The sequence below is a fragment of the Vibrio sp. SCSIO 43137 genome (genome assembly GCF_028201475.1).
GTDB lineage: Bacteria > Pseudomonadota > Gammaproteobacteria > Enterobacterales > Vibrionaceae > Vibrio.
Map to the genome: position 1 here is coordinate 2,565,729 of NZ_CP116383.1, position 16,853 is coordinate 2,582,581.

Genomic DNA, 16,853 nt, shown 5'->3' on the forward strand with positions numbered 1-16,853 from the left:
CAAAAGGAGAAACCGACAGTGACAAACAGCAATCTTTACCGCCTCTATCTGGTAACTGACGAGCAGCAAGATACAGAGACTATGCTGCATGTAATAGAAGAAGCAGTAAAAGGCGGGGTAACCTGCGTTCAGATCAGGGAAAAGCACGGTGATATACGCGCTTTTATCCGCCGCGCCGAAGCCGTTAAACAGCTACTGAAAAATAGTGGCGTCCCGCTGATAATCAATGACAGAGTCGATGTGGCACTTGCTGTTGATGCAGACGGTGTTCATCTGGGTCAGAGCGATATGCCGGCAACAGTAGCCCGTCAGCTATTAGGCGCCGATAAGCTTATTGGTTTATCTGTAGAAAATGACCAACAACTATCCGAAGCCCGGTCGCTGCCAATCGACTATATCGGCCTAAGCGCAATCTTCCCGACGGAGAGTAAAACCGATCTCAAAAAATATTGGGGGCTGGAAGGACTGAAAAGTGCCTCACAAAACTGCATCATGCCTATTGTCGCTATAGGCGGGATCAACAAAGCTAATATTGCCTCAGTCTGGCAATCAGGAGCGTCAGGTATTGCCCTTGTCTCTGCTATTTGCCATCACCCTCTGCCGCAGAGAGCAAGTCAGGAGTTATCTGAGTTAATTGGTTAAGTGCGTTAAATTAGTTAAGTGCGCTAACGATAAGTTTCTCTTTTTATGCTATTTTGTAGCCTGTTTTACTAACTGACTTAAGCGCCAGATGAGTTACTCAATAGAACCGGTAGGAATTATCCACACCCCTTTTAAAGAGAAATTTGCAGTTCCCCGCCAGCCCGGGCTGGCTCCCAGTGCCACTTCAAGACTGCAACTGACAGGAGAAGCAAACTCACCGGAGGCCGTTCGTGGCATTGAACAGTTCAGCCATGTCTGGCTGCTGTTTATGTTCGATAAAAATATCGAGTCCGGCTGGAACCCGACGGTTCGGCCACCCCGTTTAGGCGGCAATGAAAGAGTTGGCGTGTTCGCATCACGCTCACCGTTCAGGCCAAACGCTATAGGTATGTCAGCAGTAAAACTCAATAGCGTTTCTCAGCAAGGTGATCAGGTCTGGCTGGAGCTGGGCAGTGTCGATCTTGTTGATCAAACCCCGATTATCGATATTAAACCCTATATTCCCTACTCTGATTCCGTGGCCGAAGCCAACGGAGGCTTCGCTAAATCAGAGCCGGCTCTTCTTCCCGTGCTGTTTAGTCAACATGCTGAGCAGCAGTTACGTTTTCACGCCAACCGCAATCAGGTTTGTGCTGTAATCAAAGAGGTGCTGGCTCAGGATCCGCGCCCTGCCTACAAGAAAAACAAGCCTGACGACAAAGAATATGCCGTCAACCTGTTCGATTTGAACGTAAAATTCATCATAAACGACGAAATAGTAACGGTTACCGCCATTGAACGCTTTTGACAAAGCCAAATGGCTGATATTATTAGCCGCTTAATTCCACTATCGCTGAGGCGGTAGTTTTCTTATAAACCTAGATAAACGGATACCATAAATGCGTACCAGTAAATATCTTCTTTCTACTCTGAAGGAGACTCCAAACGACGCAGAAGTCATCAGCCACCAATTGATGCTACGTGCAGGTATGATCCGTAAGCTAGCTTCAGGTCTTTATACCTGGCTACCTACCGGTCTGCGTGTACTGCGTAAAGTCGAAAACATCGTTCGTCAAGAGATCGACAATGCAGGTGCTGTCGAAACTCTGATGCCCGTTGTTCAGCCGTTTGAACTTTGGGAAGAGACAGGTCGTTCTGAAAAGATGGGCCCTGAGCTACTTCGCTTTACTGACCGTCATACTCGTCCGTTTGTTCTTAGCCCAACGGCTGAAGAGGTTATCACTAGCCTTGTTCGCAACGAAGTAAGCTCGTACAAACAGCTTCCGCTAAACCTGTACCAAATCCAGACTAAGTTCCGTGATGAGCGCCGCCCACGTTTTGGCGTAATGCGTGCACGTGAGTTCTGCATGATGGATGCATACAGCTTCGATATCGACAAAGCAGGTCTGGAGAAATCTTATCAGGTGATGCACGATGCTTACTGTAAAGCATTCGATCGTATGGGCCTCGAATACCGTCCGGTACTGGCTGATTCGGGTGCTATCGGTGGTAGCGGCTCTCAAGAGTTCCACGTACTTGCTGAAAGTGGCGAAGACCTAATCGCATTCTCTACTGAGTCTGATTACGCAGCAAACATCGAAAAAGCGGAAGCAGCAGCTCCAGCTGGTGAACGTGCGCAGCCAACCCAAGAGATGACGCTAGTTGATACGCCAAACGCAAAAACAATCGCTGAACTTGTAGAGCAACACGGTCTGCCAATTGATAAGACGGTTAAGACTCTATTCGTTAAAGCGTCTGATGAAGTAGATGCAGACATCATCGCGCTTATCGTTCGTGGTGACCACGAGCTCAACGAAGTGAAAGCAGAAAACCTTGCTCAGGTAGCTTCTCCTCTTGAGATGGCAACCGAAGAAGAAATTCGTGCACTAATCGGTGCCGGTCCGGGCTCACTGGGCCCTGTTGGTCTGAAACTACCATTTATCGTTGACCGCTCTGTTGCTGCAATGAGCGACTTCGGTGCCGGAGCCAATATCGATGACAAACACTACTTCGGTATTAACTGGGGTCGTGACGTTGAGCTTGGCCAAATTGAAGATCTACGTAACGTAGTAGAAGGCGATCCAAGCCCATGTGGTAAAGGGACACTTCAGCTTAAGCGTGGTATCGAAGTTGGCCACATCTTCCAGCTAGGTAACGTTTACTCACAAGCGATGAACTGTGGCGTGCTTGGTCCTGACGGTAAGAACGTTATCCTTGAGATGGGTTGTTACGGTATCGGTGTTTCACGTGTTGTTGCTTCTGCAATCGAGCAAAACCACGACAAGTACGGCATCATTTGGCCAGACGCGCTAGCGCCTTTCCAGGTGGCTATCGTTCCTATGAACATGCACAAGTCTGAAGAAGTGAAACAAGCCGCTGAGAAGCTGTACGCTGAACTGACGGCTATGGGTATCGAAGTTCTGTTTGATGACCGTAAAGAGCGCCCAGGCGTAATGTTCTCTGATATGGAACTTATCGGTATTCCTCACACTATCGTGATCGGTGATCGTTCAATGAAAGAAGGTAACTTCGAATATAAGAACCGTCGTAACGGCGAGAAAGTTGCTGTTGCTATGGACGATATCCTTGAGCACCTGAAAGCTCAGCTGAAATAAGCAATACCAGAACGTAAAAAGCAGCCTGTTAAACGGCTGCTTTTTTTATACTTCAGGAAAGCTTCTGACTCTTCTGCCATCCTCTACTGTGACCAGATTAAAACCATACAAGCCACTCTGCCTCTGAACCAGCAGCTATAATTTACTCATTCTGGTTATCAATAAAACAACAAAACTTAAACCGGTACGGCGGCGCAATTGTATAAAAGTGTAAATATCATTGAGTTATTTACCCTCTGCCCTCAGGTTGAGGTTAGGTTAATTTAAAAGTGAGGTGAACTATGGATTTGAAAAGCTTACTCAATCAGGCACTTAACTCAGATATCGTTAAACAAGGCTCAAGTACGTTACAACAAGGCGCCTCAGGTCTTAGCACTATGACCAAGGATAAAAGTAACCTTACCGCATTAGGTGCCGGTGCTGTGGGTGGTGGTCTGATTGGTATGTTAATGGGGTCAAAGAAAGCACGCAAAATGGGCAAAAAGGCAGCTGGTATCGGTGGTGCAGCCGCGTTGGGTGCTCTTGCTTTTAAAGTCTATAATGACTGGCAATCCAACCAAAACAGTCAGGTACAACCCGCCCCTCAGGCCGAACTGCCCAACAGCAATCAACTGGATGAAAACCAACATAGCGTACTTATCCTCAAGGCTATGATCGCCGCCGCTAAAGCGGACGGGCATGTCGATGCCGAAGAGACTGCGAAAATCGAACAGGCTGTCGCCAGTATGGGAGCTGACAGCTCAGTAAGTCAGCTTGTTTCAGCCGAGCTTGCTAAACCACTGGATCCTGCTGAAGTTGCCCGTAGCGTTTCAGGCCCGGAACAGGCTGCTGAAGTTTATCTTGCTTCATTACTTGTCGCCGATGAGCAGAACTTTATGGAAAAGGCCTACCTGAAAGAGCTGGCAAACCAGCTTGGCCTAGCCGATGATCTTGTTGCCCAGCTTGAAGCACAGGTAAACGGCTAAACATCTATTGTCTCTGGTTCGGGCATACTTAACTCCTCTCCACAGACTCTGACGCCCTTTTCAGAACAGAAAGGGGCTTTATTTTGCTTATCAGTTGCATGTATATTCTCTGTCAGATTTAATAATTAGCGGAAAATTAACATGAAGATATATGACTGCTGCACTCTGGTTCGTGAACTGTATGCACAAATCGGCAGTGGCGACCAAGGCTATATTCCTCAGGCTATAACCTGTGCCCTTAAAGCACTGAATGATATTGCTGCAGACGAAAGCCTGCCAATGGAAGTCCGTGAAAAAGCCGCTTTTGCTGCCGCAAACCTGCTTATTTCTGACTTCGAGGATTAATGATGGATTTGTCCAAATTTGAAAGCATGGATCCTGTAATGCTGATGAGCATTGTAAATCTGAAATTGCGTGACGATTTCAGCGGTGATCTTGATGAGCTAGTAAAGTTTTTTGATATCGACCGTGCAGCATTAGAAGCCAAGCTGGCAACGGCCGGTTTTGAGTTTTTGCCTGAAGCCAAGCAGTTTCGCTAAAACTGTATTGTGAACACAGAGAGGCCGGTAATTTCTACCGGCCTCTCTGTTTTTATATTGAGCTAAAAGCTGCACTGTGCTTCTGTAATTCAGGCTGGCATCGATAAGCAAACCCTCTGCGTCAGATTAAAAATACCTTATAGTCTTTCAGTTCAGGTATTTTCTCGTGCAACATTTTTTCCTCTTCTGCTACTTTTTCAAGGTCATCGCAGTACTGTTGTGCGTCTTTCTTTATCTCTTTTGACTCACTTTGCAGTTTAGTATCAAGGTTAGACTGTAGCTCAACCAACTTGTTTTTCAGTTCAGTAAGGTTAATTCCGCCTTCTCCTTTCATCTGTTCAGAAAGGGCGTTAAACGCGCTGGAAAAAAACTCGGCATTAAAGGTGGATTTAGCGTCTTCAAAGTCCTGCTTCCAGTTACTGATGGCATCACTGAATGCGGCTTCCTGAAGGACAAAATCATTACCTTTCTGATAGCGTTTCTCCAGCTTACCGAAAAACGCTTCCAGAGCTTGTTTTACACTATTAAATGCCTCTGAGTTATTAAAGCTCACAGCAAGATCATCCAGCAGGGATTTAGCCAGTTCCAGACTGTTTCTGGCAATTTCTTTTGCTCTCGGTAAGTATTCGTTCAAACTCTGACGATAAGCTTCTATCGCATCCCGCTGCACGGCATCGAGATCGATCTTCTCACCATTAATAAATAGATTATTATCTTTATCTATCAGGACTGAAGGGGCATCTTGCTGGTAGATCTCTACCTGAGCACCATCCAGATGAACTTCGTTTTGTATATCAACTTTACACTGATTCTGTATACCTGCCTGAGCATTCAGGCTAAATAGTAAAGCGAGCAATACGCCTGTCTTTTTCATAACTACCTCTTAACTGACCGCTTTTTATCCGAGCATATCAGCATTATCTGAATTTACCGTCAATATTAAGTCAATAAATCGTATCTATCTCAAACCAACTGCGTCTGCCGCCAAGTTCCAGCTCAACCTCATCACCAGCTTGTTTACCTATCAGAGCAGTTCCCAGCGGGGCTGAGGGAGTCACAATTGATATCTGTTTTCCCTGATATTCAAAACTGACACCTCCGGCACAAGGGCCGACAAAAAAACAACTCTGTTGATCTTCTTCATTCAGCAACACAACCAGACTACTCAGACCAACGCCGCTCACTTTAGTTGCATCTCTCATCACCAGCGCCTGATAATGACGAATATCCTCTTCACACTGTTTCACTCTCATTGCCTGCCCGTGAGCCAGATAAGAGGCTTCCAGTGCCAGCGTGTCATATTTATGTTCAGGAATGGTTTCTTCATCCGTTGCCGCATCAATAGCGGTTTGCGTAGCATTAAGCGCTGTCTGATGAATCGTTTCCAGTTTATGCAATATAACCTGTTTTAGTTCTTGCTTGTTCACGTCAATTTAAAGCTCAGTTGTCTGTTTTGATCATCCGGCTTAAGCATCACGCTTAATCCCAGCAAACGAATCTCCCTCCCCTTCTGCCTTTTAAGGATATCGCGAAGAAGAACCTTAAAGTCTTCCAGCTCTAGCTCACTATGCAGATGTTCAATAGTTGTCTGCTGAAAATCGGCAAACTTCAGCTTTATGCCCTGCTTGATAATGGCGTTGTTTGGGTCTGCTTTTTTCAGCCTCTGCTCTAACTCCGGATAAAGCTTGTCACATATCACCTGCCAGCACTCTTCGTAGCTGGAGATATTCTGGCTAAAGGTTCTTTCCACCCCTACAGACTTACGCTCCCGTTCTGTCTGTACCGTGCGGTTATCAATTCCCTGACTCTTCTTCCACAGAGAAGCCCCCAGACGACCAAACTTTCTCAGTAACTCGCGGTAATCGCTGTTTTTTATATCCTCACAAACATAAAAACCGGCCTGATTCAGCTTCTCAAGGCTTACTTTACCGACTCCTGGGATTTTACCTAAAGGCAGCTTATCAACCACCTTTTGTACATCCTGAGGAGGGATAACAAACATGCCGTCCGGCTTATTCATATCAGAGGCGACTTTAGCAAGGAACTTGATGGGAGCCACTCCGGCTGAGGCAGTAAGGTTGAGTTCGGTACGAATATCGTTTCTGATTGCCTCTGCTATCAGGGTGGCAGAACCTTTAAACTGACTGCTGTCAGTAACATCAAGGAAGGCTTCATCCAGTGACAGCGGCTCTATAATCTGAGTATAACGCTCGAAGATCTCCCTTATCTGACGGGAAACAGACTTATAAACATGCATTCTTCCGGGCACCACAACTAACTGAGGACAGAGCTTAATCGCCTGCCCCGTCGGCATAGCTGAGCGAACACCAAAGGCTCTTGCCGCATAGTTACAGGTGCTGATCACTCCCCTTTGCCTTTCATGTCCGCCGACGGCGATGGGTTTATCACGATAGTCAGGGTTGTCTCTCATCTCAACAGCGGCATAAAAACAGTCCATATCAACATGGATTATTTTTCGCTGCTTTTGCTGATTATCCATAGCGGTACAAAATACGTATAACTGTATAGATAAACAGTATAACTCTTTTGTCCGGCTTTAACTATTAAATAGAAGGGTTGGGGAACGAGTGTCTGAAGCTAAGTTTCATAGAAGCATTGTTTAGCAATGCTATTTTCGGCAATAAGTAACCGGAAACACGCCAGTTACTTATTGAATATAACGATAGAGACAGCCTTTACCGGCTGCCCCGGTTATCAGGCGATTCTATCCTTATCCCATTCAGCAAGCTTGGCTGCACGAGCCGCTGCTTTCTCTTCACGGGCTGCCGCTTTTGCTTCACGTCGCTTACGCGCATCACAAGGCTCTGGGCAGTTACATACCTTGTCGATACCTACCGAACCTAAACCACCACAGCTACCGCTGACAGATTTCTTCTGGAAAATGTAACCCACTGCCATGGCAGTGATAACCAATAAAAACACACCAAATGTGATAAGAAATGTACTCACTTAAAAACCTTTATCCTATCTTTCTGTTTATTTCTTCAGGTACTTACTGAAAGCATCTGAATAAACTTCTTTAAAGCCGTCAGCGGTTTTAACAACCATAAATACCGCAAGGCCTTGTTCGTTGGCAATTTTGATTCCTGTCTCTTCTCCAAGAACCATCAGACCGGTTGCCAGACCATCAGCTGTCATACATGACGGATGCATCGCTGTTACAGAGACTACCTTATGATTAATCGGCTTGCCTGTTTCAGGATTGATAATATGAGAATAACGAATACCGTCACGCTCAAAATAGTTACGATAATCACCTGATGTAGCTACCGCCATATCACCTGGTTCAATAATCTCCTGAATGGCACGCTCATTAACATCGGGCTTTTCAATGGCTATACGCCAGCCTGTGCCTTCACGGTTCTTGCCTTTCAGACGGATTTCACCGCCGATTTCGACCATATAATCGCTGATGCCCTGAGACTCAATATAGTCTGCTACCACATCAACGCCCCAGCCTTTAGCAATCGTTGAAAGATCAACGTAAAGGTCGGGAATATCTTTGCTTAGGCTGGTATCAGTTACATTCAGGTGCTGAATACCAACATTCGCGCGACGTGCCGCCAGCTCTTCATCAGTCGGAACCACTTCAGGCCTTGCTTCTGGGCCAAATCCCCAAAGGTTCACCAGTGGACCAACCGTCACATCCAGTGCACCAAGTGTCAGTTCATTTAGGCGTATCGCTTCATTAACAACTAAAGCAGTCTCTTTTGAGACAGTAAACGCATCTGACCCCTTATACTGATTAAAGCGGCTTAGTTCAGACGTTTTTCGATAAGTCGACATCTGATCGTTTACCTGCTCAAGCAGTCGGTCAATCTCTTTCTGCAGAGTTTCACCGGAAGGAACACCTTTCGCTTCAATAAACTTAACGTTATAGGTGGTTCCCATGGTCGGGCCGGTTAAATGTATCTGCTCTCGGGTTTCACTACATGCGCTAACCAGCACAAGAGTAAAAATAGCAAATATCAGAGTTTTCATTTGCTTAGTAAATGCAGAGCTAGGCTTCATCGCCCTCTCCTTTTTGTTATTTAAGCTAGTATTTTAAAAACAAATGGCTGACTCATAAGAGCCAGCCACAATCGTTTTACTTACTCAGGTGATGCTTAACCACCGAAGTCATCAAGCAGGATGTTCTCATCCTCAACACCAAGATCTTTCAGCATGCCGATAACAGCTGCGTTCATCATTGGTGGACCACACATGTAGTATTCACAATCTTCAGGTGCTTCATGATCTTTCAGGTAGTTTTCATAAATCACATTGTGAATAAAGCCAGTGTAACCATCCCAGTTATCTTCCGGTAATGGATCTGACAGTGCTACATGCCACTCGAAGTTGTCGTTGTCCGCTGCCAGCTTATCGAAATCTTCAATATAGAACATTTCACGCTTAGAACGGGCACCGTACCAGTAAGTCATCTTACGCTTAGACTGTAGACGAAGCAGCTGGTCAAAGATATGAGAACGCATCGGAGCCATACCTGCACCACCACCGATAAATACCATTTCGTTATCCGTCTCTTTAGCGAAGAACTCACCAAACGGACCAGAAATAGTACACTTATCGCCCGGCTTAAGTGACCAGATGTAAGAAGACATAACGCCCGGAGGAGCATCCGGCGCATTTGGCGGCGGAGTTGCAATACGTACGTTAAGCTTGATCAGACCTTTCTCTTCAGGGTATGAAGCCATTGAGTAAGCACGGATTGAGTGCTCTTTTACAATAGACTCATAGCGGAACAGGTCGAACTTGTCCCAGTCTTCTCGGTACTCTTCAGGTACATCAAAGTCTGAGTACTTGATATGGTGAGGATCAGCTTCAATCTGAATATAACCACCGGCACGGAACGGTACTTCTTCCCCTTCAGGGATCTTAAGAACCAGTTCTTTAATGAAGGTTGCTTCGTTGTCGTTAGAAAGAACTTCACATTCCCACTTCTTAACACCAAAGATCTCTTCAGGTAGTTCGATGTCCATGTCTGTTTTCACAGCCACCTGACAAGCAAGACGCTCGCCTTCACGCGCTTCACCTTTAGTGATGTGGTCAAGCTCAGTCGGCAGAATATCACCGCCACCAGCTTTCACTTTCACGCGGCACTGACCACATGAACCACCACCACCACAGGCAGAAGATACGAAGATACCACTGCCCGCCATAGCGCCCAGTAGTTTGTCACCCGGAGAAGTAACGAAGCTCTTCTCTGGATCACCATTTACGGTAATTGTAACGTCACCTGACGGTACCAGCTTAGATTTGGCTAACAGGATAATTAGCACAAGCGCCAGTACAATCACGGTAAACATCACTACACCAAGAATAATGCTTTGCATTGACTATTCCTTATTAATTGTGTCGTTTACCCGACTTACAGTTGAACACCAGAGAAAGACATAAAGCCTAACGCCATCAGACCAGTAGTGATAAAGGTAATACCCAGACCACGCAGACCCGGAGGTACGTCAGCATATTTCATCTTTTCACGAATACCTGCCAGAGCAACAATCGCCAGCATCCAACCTACACCTGATCCAAATCCGTATACAACAGACTCAGCAAAGTTGTAGTCACGCTGAACCATGAAAGATACACCACCGAAGATGGCACAGTTCACGGTAATCAGCGGCAGGAAAATACCCAATGCGTTGTATAGAGGCGGGAAGAAACGGTCAAGAACCATCTCAAGAATCTGTACTAACGCTGCAATTACACCGATAAAGGTAATAAAGTTCAGGAAGCTAAGATCCACACCAGCAACAATCGCGCTGTCTTTAAGAACCAGGTTATACAGCAGGTTGTTCACCGGTACTGCAATGGTCAGTACTACGATTACCGCAACACCAAGACCAAACGAGGTTTTTACTTTCTTCGATACCGCAAGGAATGTACACATACCCAGGAAGAAAGATAATGCCAGGTTTTCGATAAAGATCGATTTAACCAGCAAGCTAATATAATGTTCCATTACGCTTACTCCTTCGCTTCAATCTGTTCTGGTCGCAGGATACGGATAACCCAAATCATGAAACCAATCAGGAAGAAGGCTGATGGTGCAAGAAGCATCATACCGTTTGGCTGATACCAGCCGCCTTCAGAAACGAGAGGAAGAACCTCCATACCAAACAGTTTGCCTGAACCAAATAGTTCACGGAAGAAACCTACAGTAATCAGTACGAAACCGTAACCAAGACCGTTACCAATACCATCAATAAGAGACGGAAGTGGCTCAGATTTCATCGCATATGCTTCAGCACGACCCATTACAATACAGTTGGTTATAATCAGACCAACGAATACCGACAGCTGCTTAGAGATGTCGTACAGGAATGCTTTAAGCACCTGGTCTACCACGATTACCAATGAGGCGATAATCGCCATCTGTACGATGATACGTACACTGTTTGGAATGTGATGACGGATAACAGAAACGAAGAAGTTCGAGAACGCTGTTACGAAAATAACCGCTAGCGTCATTACGAACGCTGTTTCCAGCTTAGTCGTTACCGCCAGAGCAGAACAGACACCCAATACCTGAAGGGCAATTGGGTTGTTATCCATTACCGGAGCAAGAAGGTGCTTTTTCATGTCTTTGATATCAGCTGACATTATTTCAGTCCTCCATCGCGAACTTTAGCCAGGAATGGACCGAAGCCCTTATCACCCAACCAGAAATCAAACGTGTTTTGTACACCGTTTGCCGTCAGAGTTGCACCAGACAGACCATCTACACCGTGCTCAGAACCTTCCGGAGCACCGCCTTTAACAATCTTGATTGCAGGTTTGTTATTGGTATCGAATAGTTTCTTACCAACAAACTGTGCACGCCAGCGCGGGTTTTCAATCTCACCACCAAGTCCCGGGGTTTCGCCCTGCTCGTAGTAAGTGATACCAGCTACTGTGTTACCGTCTGTTTCAACTGCAACAAATGCATACATCATTGACCACAGGCCGTTACCGTGTACAGGCAAGATAACTTTAGAAACTTTATCGCCTTCTTTTACAAGGTAAACCAGACCTTCATTAGCACGACGAAGGATCTTAGCCTTATCATCATCTGCGGCCAGCTTGATTGAAGTTGATGGCTCTTTTGCTGCTTTGCGCTGATCGTAAGCAGCGGCATCCGCATCAACAAAGTCACCGGTTTTGAAGTCAACCAGACGAGGTTCAATGTACTCAGCGTACAGCTCAGGAATTGAGCCTTCTTTGTCTGCCAGACCAGCAACAGCAACGATATTGCTCTGCTTATCTAACAACGCATTTGCCTGTTGCTTATCGCGTAGGAATACTGCGGCTGCCGAAACGACAACTGAGCACACTAAACTCAATGCGATAACAACAAACAGCGTCTTCTTAATGCTATCGTTATTACTTGCCATAGCGTGCTAGCCTCCGTTTAACGTTTTTCTCAACCACTACGTAGTCGAACAGCGGTGCAAACAGGTTAGCGAACAGAATTGCCAGCATCATACCTTCAGGGTATGCAGGGTTAACTACACGAACCAGAACACACATCAGACCGATCAGAATACCGTAAGCCCATTTACCTTTGTCAGTGAATGAAGCAGATACAGGGTCGGTAGCCATAAAGAACATACCGAACGCAAAGCCACCCAGCACTAAGTGCCAGTGCCATGCCATCTGGAACATTGGGTTAGTATCAGAACCGATTACATTAAACAGGGTAGACGTAACAATCATACCGATCATTACACCACCAATGATGCGCCATGAAGCAATGCCCATGTAAACAATCATTGCGGCACCAATCATTAGTGCAAGTGTAGAAACTTCACCGATTGAACCCGGGATATTACCGATAAAGGCATCCATCCAGGTAATCGCTTCGCCTGTTACGTTGTTAATTAGTGCACCATTACCACCCGTTGCCCACTGGCTAAGTGCAGTTGCACCAGAGAAGCCATCAGCAGCTGTCCATACTACATCGCCTGAAATCTGTGCCGGATAAGCAAAGAACAGGAATGCACGGCCTGCAAGAGCAGGGTTAAGGAAGTTACGGCCGGTACCACCAAAGATCTCTTTAGCCACTACCACACCAAAGGTAATACCCAGGGCAGCCTGCCATAACGGCAGTGTCGGTGGCACAATAAGAGCAAACAGGATAGAGGTTACAAAGAAGCCTTCGTTCACTTCGTGCTTACGTACGATACAGAACAGAACTTCCCAGAAACCACCCACTGCAAATACAACGGCGTAGATAGGCAGGAAGTAGGTTGCACCAAGCAACATCATCGAGCCCCAGCCGGCATCACTACCCAGTGATCCGCCAAGTGCCTCAACAATCCAGTAATGCCAGTTACCTGAAATTACTTCTGCAAGCTGAGCACCTTCATAAAGGTGGTTCAGGGCAACAATGGCCTGATGACCAGAGTTATACATACCCCAGAACATAGCAGGGAATACAGCGAACCACACCATAATCATGATACGTTTCAGGTCAACGCTGTCACGAACGTGAGCGCTTCGCTGAGTAACGGTACCCGGTGTGTAGAACAGAGTTGCGGTCGCTTCGTAAAGTGGATACCACTTTTCGTACTTACCGCCCGCTTCGAAATGCGGTTCTAAGTCCTCAATAATTTTCTTGAGCATGGATCACCCTTCCTTCTCAATCGTATCCAGGATTTCACGAAGCATAACGCCATACTCGTATTTACCCGGACATACATAGGTGCACAATGCCAAATCTTCTTCGTCCAGCTCAAGGCAACCAAGGCGTTGCGCGCTGTCAGAATCACCTGCACACAGGTCACGAAGTAACAGAGTTGGCTCCATATCTAAAGGCATCACTTTCTCATAGTTGCCGATTGGCACCATGGCACGTTCACCGCCATTCAGCGATGTCGTCATATTGAAAAGCTGACCTTTAAACAGGTGGCTAAGGAATGATTTAGTCACTGAGAATTTATTCTTACCAGGCATAGCCCAGCCGAATAGCTCTTTCTCACGACCTTCACGCAGTACAGAAACCTGCTGATGATAACGTCCCAGATATGCATGAGGACCTGCAGCCTGAACACCAGACAATACAGAACCAGAGATAACGCGGACTTCACCCGGCATAATTTCACGCTCTACGATATCTTCAACTGCAGCACCTAGTTGAGTACGAACCAAACGAGGGTTGGTTACAACAGGGCCAGCCAGAGAGATAACGCGATCGGTATAAATTTCACCAGTCAGGAACAGCTTACCGAAGGCAATCACATCCTGATAGTTGATGCTCCAGGCAACATTTTCCATGTTCACCGGATACAGGTGATGCATATGAGTGCCCGCTAACCCTGCTGGGTGAGGACCATCAAATACATGCTCTTCAATGTTAGAAGCATTGCTCTTTGGAAGGCTTGTACCTTGCTTACATACGTAAACATTGCCATCAGTCAGACGAGAAATAACATCCAAACCAGCAACAAAGGCTTCAGCTTGCTCATTGATGATAACCTGAGGATCAGCCGCTAACGGATTGGTATCCGTTGCAGTGACAAAGATCGCTTTTGTTTCAGCATCAACAGCAGGAACCTTACTAAACGGACGAGTTCGCAGAGCAGTCCACATACCAGAATCAATCAGTTGCTTCTTAACCGCATCGCGCTCAAGAGAAACCAGTTGGTCGGACGTGTAGCTATCAAACGTGATTTGCTCATCACCTGCTACTTCAATCACTACGGATTGAAGAACACGCTTGGCACCACGGTTTACTTCGATAACTTTACCACTTGCAGGAGAAGTGAAGATAACACCAGGATTCTTTTTATCAGCAAAAAGAACCTGACCTTTTTTCACTTCATCCCCTACGCGAGCATGCATTGTTGGACGCATTCCCACGTACTCTTCGCCTAGCAAGGCGACTTTTTTGACGGGATTACCGTCATTAATCACCTGGGCAGGAGCTCCCGAAATCGGAAGATCTAAACCCTTTTTTATTGTAATCATACGCACTTGCACTATTTTTATCGGAAAAAAGATTCTTTAATTGCGTAACATTTAGACACGACATGAATTGTGTCCGGTTCCGGCGCGCAAAAAATCGCCGAAATCGCAACATTCTATTAATTTATTCTTCACATGGTTAAATGCGAGGAATTTTCAGGTTCGGTAGTTTAGCACTTTTTGTCGCATTCGCGCCAATACCAATTCTGCCTAGGGCATACCATTTCTGCCTAGAATCACTCTTTTTCGGGCTAAAAAAAGCAAGAATGAGATCTAGAACCAACTTAATTTTAACTTAAGCACAATTGTTAAAAATCGTATTATTTTAACTTATCTGCAAATCGATTATCTTGCATTAATGTTAATAATAGTGATCATTTTTACATTGAAGCGGAATCTGACTTTTGTTAGCAGACTGTTTTGTCATAGTCTGAAATATTTCCGCTTCTATTTTGCTCAGCAGTACAAATTTCGGGAAAGGACAAGGTCAGCGGGGAGAGTTACTTACCACCACCCATACAATCCGGCGTTTTAGGAATCAAACCATTTTGTTCCTGCCATTCAGCCTGTGTATACGTATGTATGGATAAAGCGTGAATCTGACCTGCTAACTCTTGTGCCAGTGCCTGATTCACCTTTCTGTGCCGCCCTATCAACCTGTCACCCTCAAAGTCGTCGCTAACAACAACGACTTTAAAATGACTTTCTGAACCGGCCGGTACGTTGTGCATATAACTTTCATTTACTACCTGTAAATGAATGGGAGAAAACGTATTGTGAAGCTTGGTTTCAATCTGTTCTTGCAACATATTCCTGTCTCTGAAGCTAACTAGGCCAGTTTAGACGGCGATAATAATACGCATCAATCTAAGCAACCTTAATACCTAATTGTGAGTAAATACTATCGCAACTATCACAAAACTTCTCTGTATGTTTTAGTTCCTTGTCATCCCCGCTTTTGCGACAATACACAACCAGAAGAAAACCGAACACAGTAAGAATATGAGCGAAGTAAAAACAGAACTACTCTTTCAGCAACGAAGCCTGACCCTCTACCGCTATCCAAAGCGGGCAAATGATCTATTACAGGCATGGGACGCCGGAGATGAGTATCTGATTAGCCATGTGGAAGAATTACAACTCGCAGAAGGCAAAAATATCGTTATCCTTAACGATCAGTTCGGTGCTCTCTCTTGCTGGTTTTCCGCCAAACATAATGTCACCATGGTCAGCGACTCTTTTCTTGCTTGTCAGGGTACGGCTGACAACCTGAAACTGAACCAGTGTAACGCAATCACTCAGTTAAACGCACTGGATGATTTACCAGAAAAAATCGATTTAGTGCTGTTTAAGCTACCAAAAAGTAACCGCTTACTTACATGGCAGCTAAGCCAGTTAAGAGCCCGCTTAGATAGCAACTGTCCGGTCATTGCTGTAAATAAGGCTAAGGATATTCATAGCTCTACCCTGAAACTTTTCGAAAAACACCTGGGGACAACTCAAACCTCACTGGCAAAAAAGAAGCACAGGCTGGTTTTTTCCAAAGCTGATAGCAAGGCCGGAGCAATGATTAATCCAGTGACCGAGTGGCAGGTAGATGGCGAAAACTATCACCTTAAGAACTACCCTAATGTCTATTCCGGAGAAAGTCTGGATCTCGGTGCTCGGTTTATGCTTAACCATATTCCGTCAAATGATAGGTACAAACATATTATTGATCTTGGTTGTGGCAACGGTGTGCTGTCAGTGAAAGCAGCACAACAAAATCCTCAGGCTAAAATTACCTGTGTGGATGAGAGTTTTATGGCAGTTGAGTCTGCCAAACTGAACCTTCAGGCAGCACTGGGTGAAGAGCACAACTCCAGCTTTGTTGCTAACAACTGTCTGGACGGTTTTGCAGCAGAGAGCGCAGACCTTGTTCTGTGTAATCCTCCGTTTCATCAGCAAAATGCCATTACTGACCATATAGCGTGGCAAATGTTCTGTGATGCCAAGCATGTTCTCAACAACAACGGACAATTATTGGTTATCGGTAACCGCCACCTGAGCTACGATAATAAGCTCAGCCGACTGTTTGGAAAGCAGCAAGTAAAACTGATTGCTTCAAATCGTAAATTTGTTATTTTACAAGCAACTAAATAACT

At 45.6% G+C, this 16,853-nt stretch carries 19 protein-coding genes; 7 read left to right on the forward strand and 12 right to left on the reverse strand.

Translation table 11 applies throughout. The features are described 5' to 3' along the window. The first annotated feature begins 18 nt into the window (after window positions 1-18). The 6 genes from thiE to PK654_RS12060 all read left to right on the forward strand — a co-directional run bounded on the left by thiE (window position 19) and on the right by PK654_RS12060 (window position 4,740). A complete protein-coding gene (gene thiE, locus PK654_RS12035) occupies window positions 19-642 on the forward strand; it encodes a thiamine phosphate synthase (RefSeq protein WP_271696014.1) in 624 nt (207 codons plus the stop codon). A gap of 88 nt (window positions 643-730) precedes the next feature. Next, window positions 731-1,429 carry a tRNA (N6-threonylcarbamoyladenosine(37)-N6)-methyltransferase TrmO gene (gene tsaA / locus PK654_RS12040; RefSeq protein ID WP_271696015.1) on the forward strand — a complete coding sequence of 233 codons (699 nt, stop codon included), beginning with the start codon at window positions 731-733 and terminating at the stop codon, window positions 1,427-1,429. A 91-nt stretch (window positions 1,430-1,520) separates the two neighbouring features. Next, a complete protein-coding gene (locus PK654_RS12045; protein WP_271696016.1) occupies window positions 1,521-3,236 on the forward strand; it encodes a proline--tRNA ligase in 1,716 nt (571 codons plus the stop codon). Between the two features lie 281 nt (window positions 3,237-3,517). Next, window positions 3,518-4,201 carry a tellurite resistance TerB family protein gene (locus tag PK654_RS12050; protein WP_271696017.1) on the forward strand — a complete coding sequence of 228 codons (684 nt, stop codon included), beginning with the start codon at window positions 3,518-3,520 and terminating at the stop codon, window positions 4,199-4,201. A 141-nt stretch (window positions 4,202-4,342) separates the two neighbouring features. Beyond that, on the forward strand, window positions 4,343-4,546 hold the full coding sequence (locus PK654_RS12055) for a YaeP family protein (protein ID WP_271696018.1): 204 nt from the start codon (window positions 4,343-4,345) through the stop codon (window positions 4,544-4,546). A gap of 2 nt (window positions 4,547-4,548) precedes the next feature. After that, complete coding sequence (locus PK654_RS12060; RefSeq protein ID WP_271696019.1) at window positions 4,549-4,740, forward strand: DUF4250 domain-containing protein; 192 nt, start codon at window positions 4,549-4,551, stop codon at window positions 4,738-4,740. A gap of 121 nt (window positions 4,741-4,861) precedes the next feature. Here PK654_RS12060 and PK654_RS12065 read toward each other — a convergent pair whose 3' ends face one another. From PK654_RS12065 to bolA, 12 genes are all read right to left on the reverse strand, one after another. Next, window positions 4,862-5,614 carry a DUF2884 family protein gene (locus PK654_RS12065; RefSeq protein WP_271696020.1) on the reverse strand — a complete coding sequence of 251 codons (753 nt, stop codon included), beginning with the start codon at window positions 5,612-5,614 and terminating at the stop codon, window positions 4,862-4,864. Window positions 5,615-5,684: 70 nt separating this feature from the next. Then, window positions 5,685-6,167 carry a transcription elongation factor gene (locus PK654_RS12070; RefSeq protein WP_271696021.1) on the reverse strand — a complete coding sequence of 161 codons (483 nt, stop codon included), beginning with the start codon at window positions 6,165-6,167 and terminating at the stop codon, window positions 5,685-5,687. Next, on the reverse strand, window positions 6,164-7,240 hold the full coding sequence (dinB, locus tag PK654_RS12075; RefSeq protein ID WP_271696022.1) for a DNA polymerase IV: 1,077 nt from the start codon (window positions 7,238-7,240) through the stop codon (window positions 6,164-6,166). Before dinB ends, PK654_RS12070 begins: the two co-directional genes overlap by 4 nt. Window positions 7,241-7,455: 215 nt before the next feature. Continuing rightward, window positions 7,456-7,710, reverse strand: a complete 255-nt coding sequence (gene nqrM / locus PK654_RS12080; RefSeq protein ID WP_271696023.1) for a (Na+)-NQR maturation NqrM — start codon at window positions 7,708-7,710, stop codon at window positions 7,456-7,458. A 27-nt stretch (window positions 7,711-7,737) separates the two neighbouring features. Beyond that, window positions 7,738-8,742, reverse strand: coding sequence for an FAD:protein FMN transferase (locus tag PK654_RS12085; protein ID WP_271698870.1), 1,005 nt, complete (start codon window positions 8,740-8,742; stop codon window positions 7,738-7,740). Window positions 8,743-8,867: 125 nt separating this feature from the next. After that, entirely contained in the window at window positions 8,868-10,094 is a 1,227-nt protein-coding gene (gene nqrF / locus PK654_RS12090; protein WP_271696024.1) for an NADH:ubiquinone reductase (Na(+)-transporting) subunit F, read from the reverse strand. Window positions 10,095-10,129: 35 nt separating this feature from the next. Beyond that, entirely contained in the window at window positions 10,130-10,726 is a 597-nt protein-coding gene (gene nqrE, locus PK654_RS12095) for an NADH:ubiquinone reductase (Na(+)-transporting) subunit E (protein WP_271696025.1), read from the reverse strand. Between the two features lie 5 nt (window positions 10,727-10,731). Continuing rightward, window positions 10,732-11,367, reverse strand: a complete 636-nt coding sequence (locus PK654_RS12100; RefSeq protein ID WP_271696026.1) for an NADH:ubiquinone reductase (Na(+)-transporting) subunit D — start codon at window positions 11,365-11,367, stop codon at window positions 10,732-10,734. Beyond that, a complete protein-coding gene (locus PK654_RS12105; protein WP_271696027.1) occupies window positions 11,367-12,137 on the reverse strand; it encodes a Na(+)-translocating NADH-quinone reductase subunit C in 771 nt (256 codons plus the stop codon). The genes PK654_RS12100 and PK654_RS12105 overlap by 1 nt, the downstream gene beginning before the upstream one ends. Continuing rightward, complete coding sequence (locus tag PK654_RS12110) at window positions 12,127-13,368, reverse strand: NADH:ubiquinone reductase (Na(+)-transporting) subunit B (protein ID WP_271696028.1); 1,242 nt, start codon at window positions 13,366-13,368, stop codon at window positions 12,127-12,129. The genes PK654_RS12105 and PK654_RS12110 overlap by 11 nt, the downstream gene beginning before the upstream one ends. A 3-nt stretch (window positions 13,369-13,371) precedes the next feature. After that, window positions 13,372-14,712, reverse strand: a complete 1,341-nt coding sequence (locus PK654_RS12115) for a Na(+)-translocating NADH-quinone reductase subunit A (RefSeq protein WP_271696029.1) — start codon at window positions 14,710-14,712, stop codon at window positions 13,372-13,374. A 497-nt stretch (window positions 14,713-15,209) separates the two neighbouring features. Continuing rightward, window positions 15,210-15,518, reverse strand: a complete 309-nt coding sequence (gene bolA / locus PK654_RS12120; protein WP_271696030.1) for a transcriptional regulator BolA — start codon at window positions 15,516-15,518, stop codon at window positions 15,210-15,212. A gap of 193 nt (window positions 15,519-15,711) precedes the next feature. Between bolA and PK654_RS12125 the strand changes: the two genes are divergently transcribed. Continuing rightward, window positions 15,712-16,851 (forward strand): methyltransferase, encoded by a 1,140-nt coding sequence (locus PK654_RS12125; RefSeq protein ID WP_271696031.1) that lies wholly within the window; start codon window positions 15,712-15,714, stop codon window positions 16,849-16,851. The last annotated feature ends 2 nt before the right edge of the window (window positions 16,852-16,853 follow it).

Coding starts and splice junctions, on each gene's coding strand:
- PK654_RS12060 (WP_271696019.1), top strand. CDS start 4,549: ATGGATTTGTCCAAATTTGAAAGCATGGATCCTGTAATGCTGATGAGC.
- nqrE (WP_271696025.1), bottom strand. CDS start 10,726: ATGGAACATTATATTAGCTTGCTGGTTAAATCGATCTTTATCGAAAAC.
- PK654_RS12115 (WP_271696029.1), bottom strand. CDS start 14,712: ATGATTACAATAAAAAAGGGTTTAGATCTTCCGATTTCGGGAGCTCCT.
- PK654_RS12055 (WP_271696018.1), top strand. CDS start 4,343: ATGAAGATATATGACTGCTGCACTCTGGTTCGTGAACTGTATGCACAA.
- dinB (WP_271696022.1), bottom strand. CDS start 7,240: ATGGATAATCAGCAAAAGCAGCGAAAAATAATCCATGTTGATATGGAC.
- PK654_RS12045 (WP_271696016.1), top strand. CDS start 1,521: ATGCGTACCAGTAAATATCTTCTTTCTACTCTGAAGGAGACTCCAAAC.
- nqrF (WP_271696024.1), bottom strand. CDS start 10,094: ATGCAAAGCATTATTCTTGGTGTAGTGATGTTTACCGTGATTGTACTG.
- PK654_RS12110 (WP_271696028.1), bottom strand. CDS start 13,368: ATGCTCAAGAAAATTATTGAGGACTTAGAACCGCATTTCGAAGCGGGC.
- bolA (WP_271696030.1), bottom strand. CDS start 15,518: ATGTTGCAAGAACAGATTGAAACCAAGCTTCACAATACGTTTTCTCCC.
- PK654_RS12085 (WP_271698870.1), bottom strand. CDS start 8,742: ATGAAAACTCTGATATTTGCTATTTTTACTCTTGTGCTGGTTAGCGCA.
- PK654_RS12050 (WP_271696017.1), top strand. CDS start 3,518: ATGGATTTGAAAAGCTTACTCAATCAGGCACTTAACTCAGATATCGTT.
- tsaA (WP_271696015.1), top strand. CDS start 731: ATGAGTTACTCAATAGAACCGGTAGGAATTATCCACACCCCTTTTAAA.
- PK654_RS12065 (WP_271696020.1), bottom strand. CDS start 5,614: ATGAAAAAGACAGGCGTATTGCTCGCTTTACTATTTAGCCTGAATGCT.
- PK654_RS12100 (WP_271696026.1), bottom strand. CDS start 11,367: ATGTCAGCTGATATCAAAGACATGAAAAAGCACCTTCTTGCTCCGGTA.
- PK654_RS12105 (WP_271696027.1), bottom strand. CDS start 12,137: ATGGCAAGTAATAACGATAGCATTAAGAAGACGCTGTTTGTTGTTATC.
- PK654_RS12125 (WP_271696031.1), top strand. CDS start 15,712: ATGAGCGAAGTAAAAACAGAACTACTCTTTCAGCAACGAAGCCTGACC.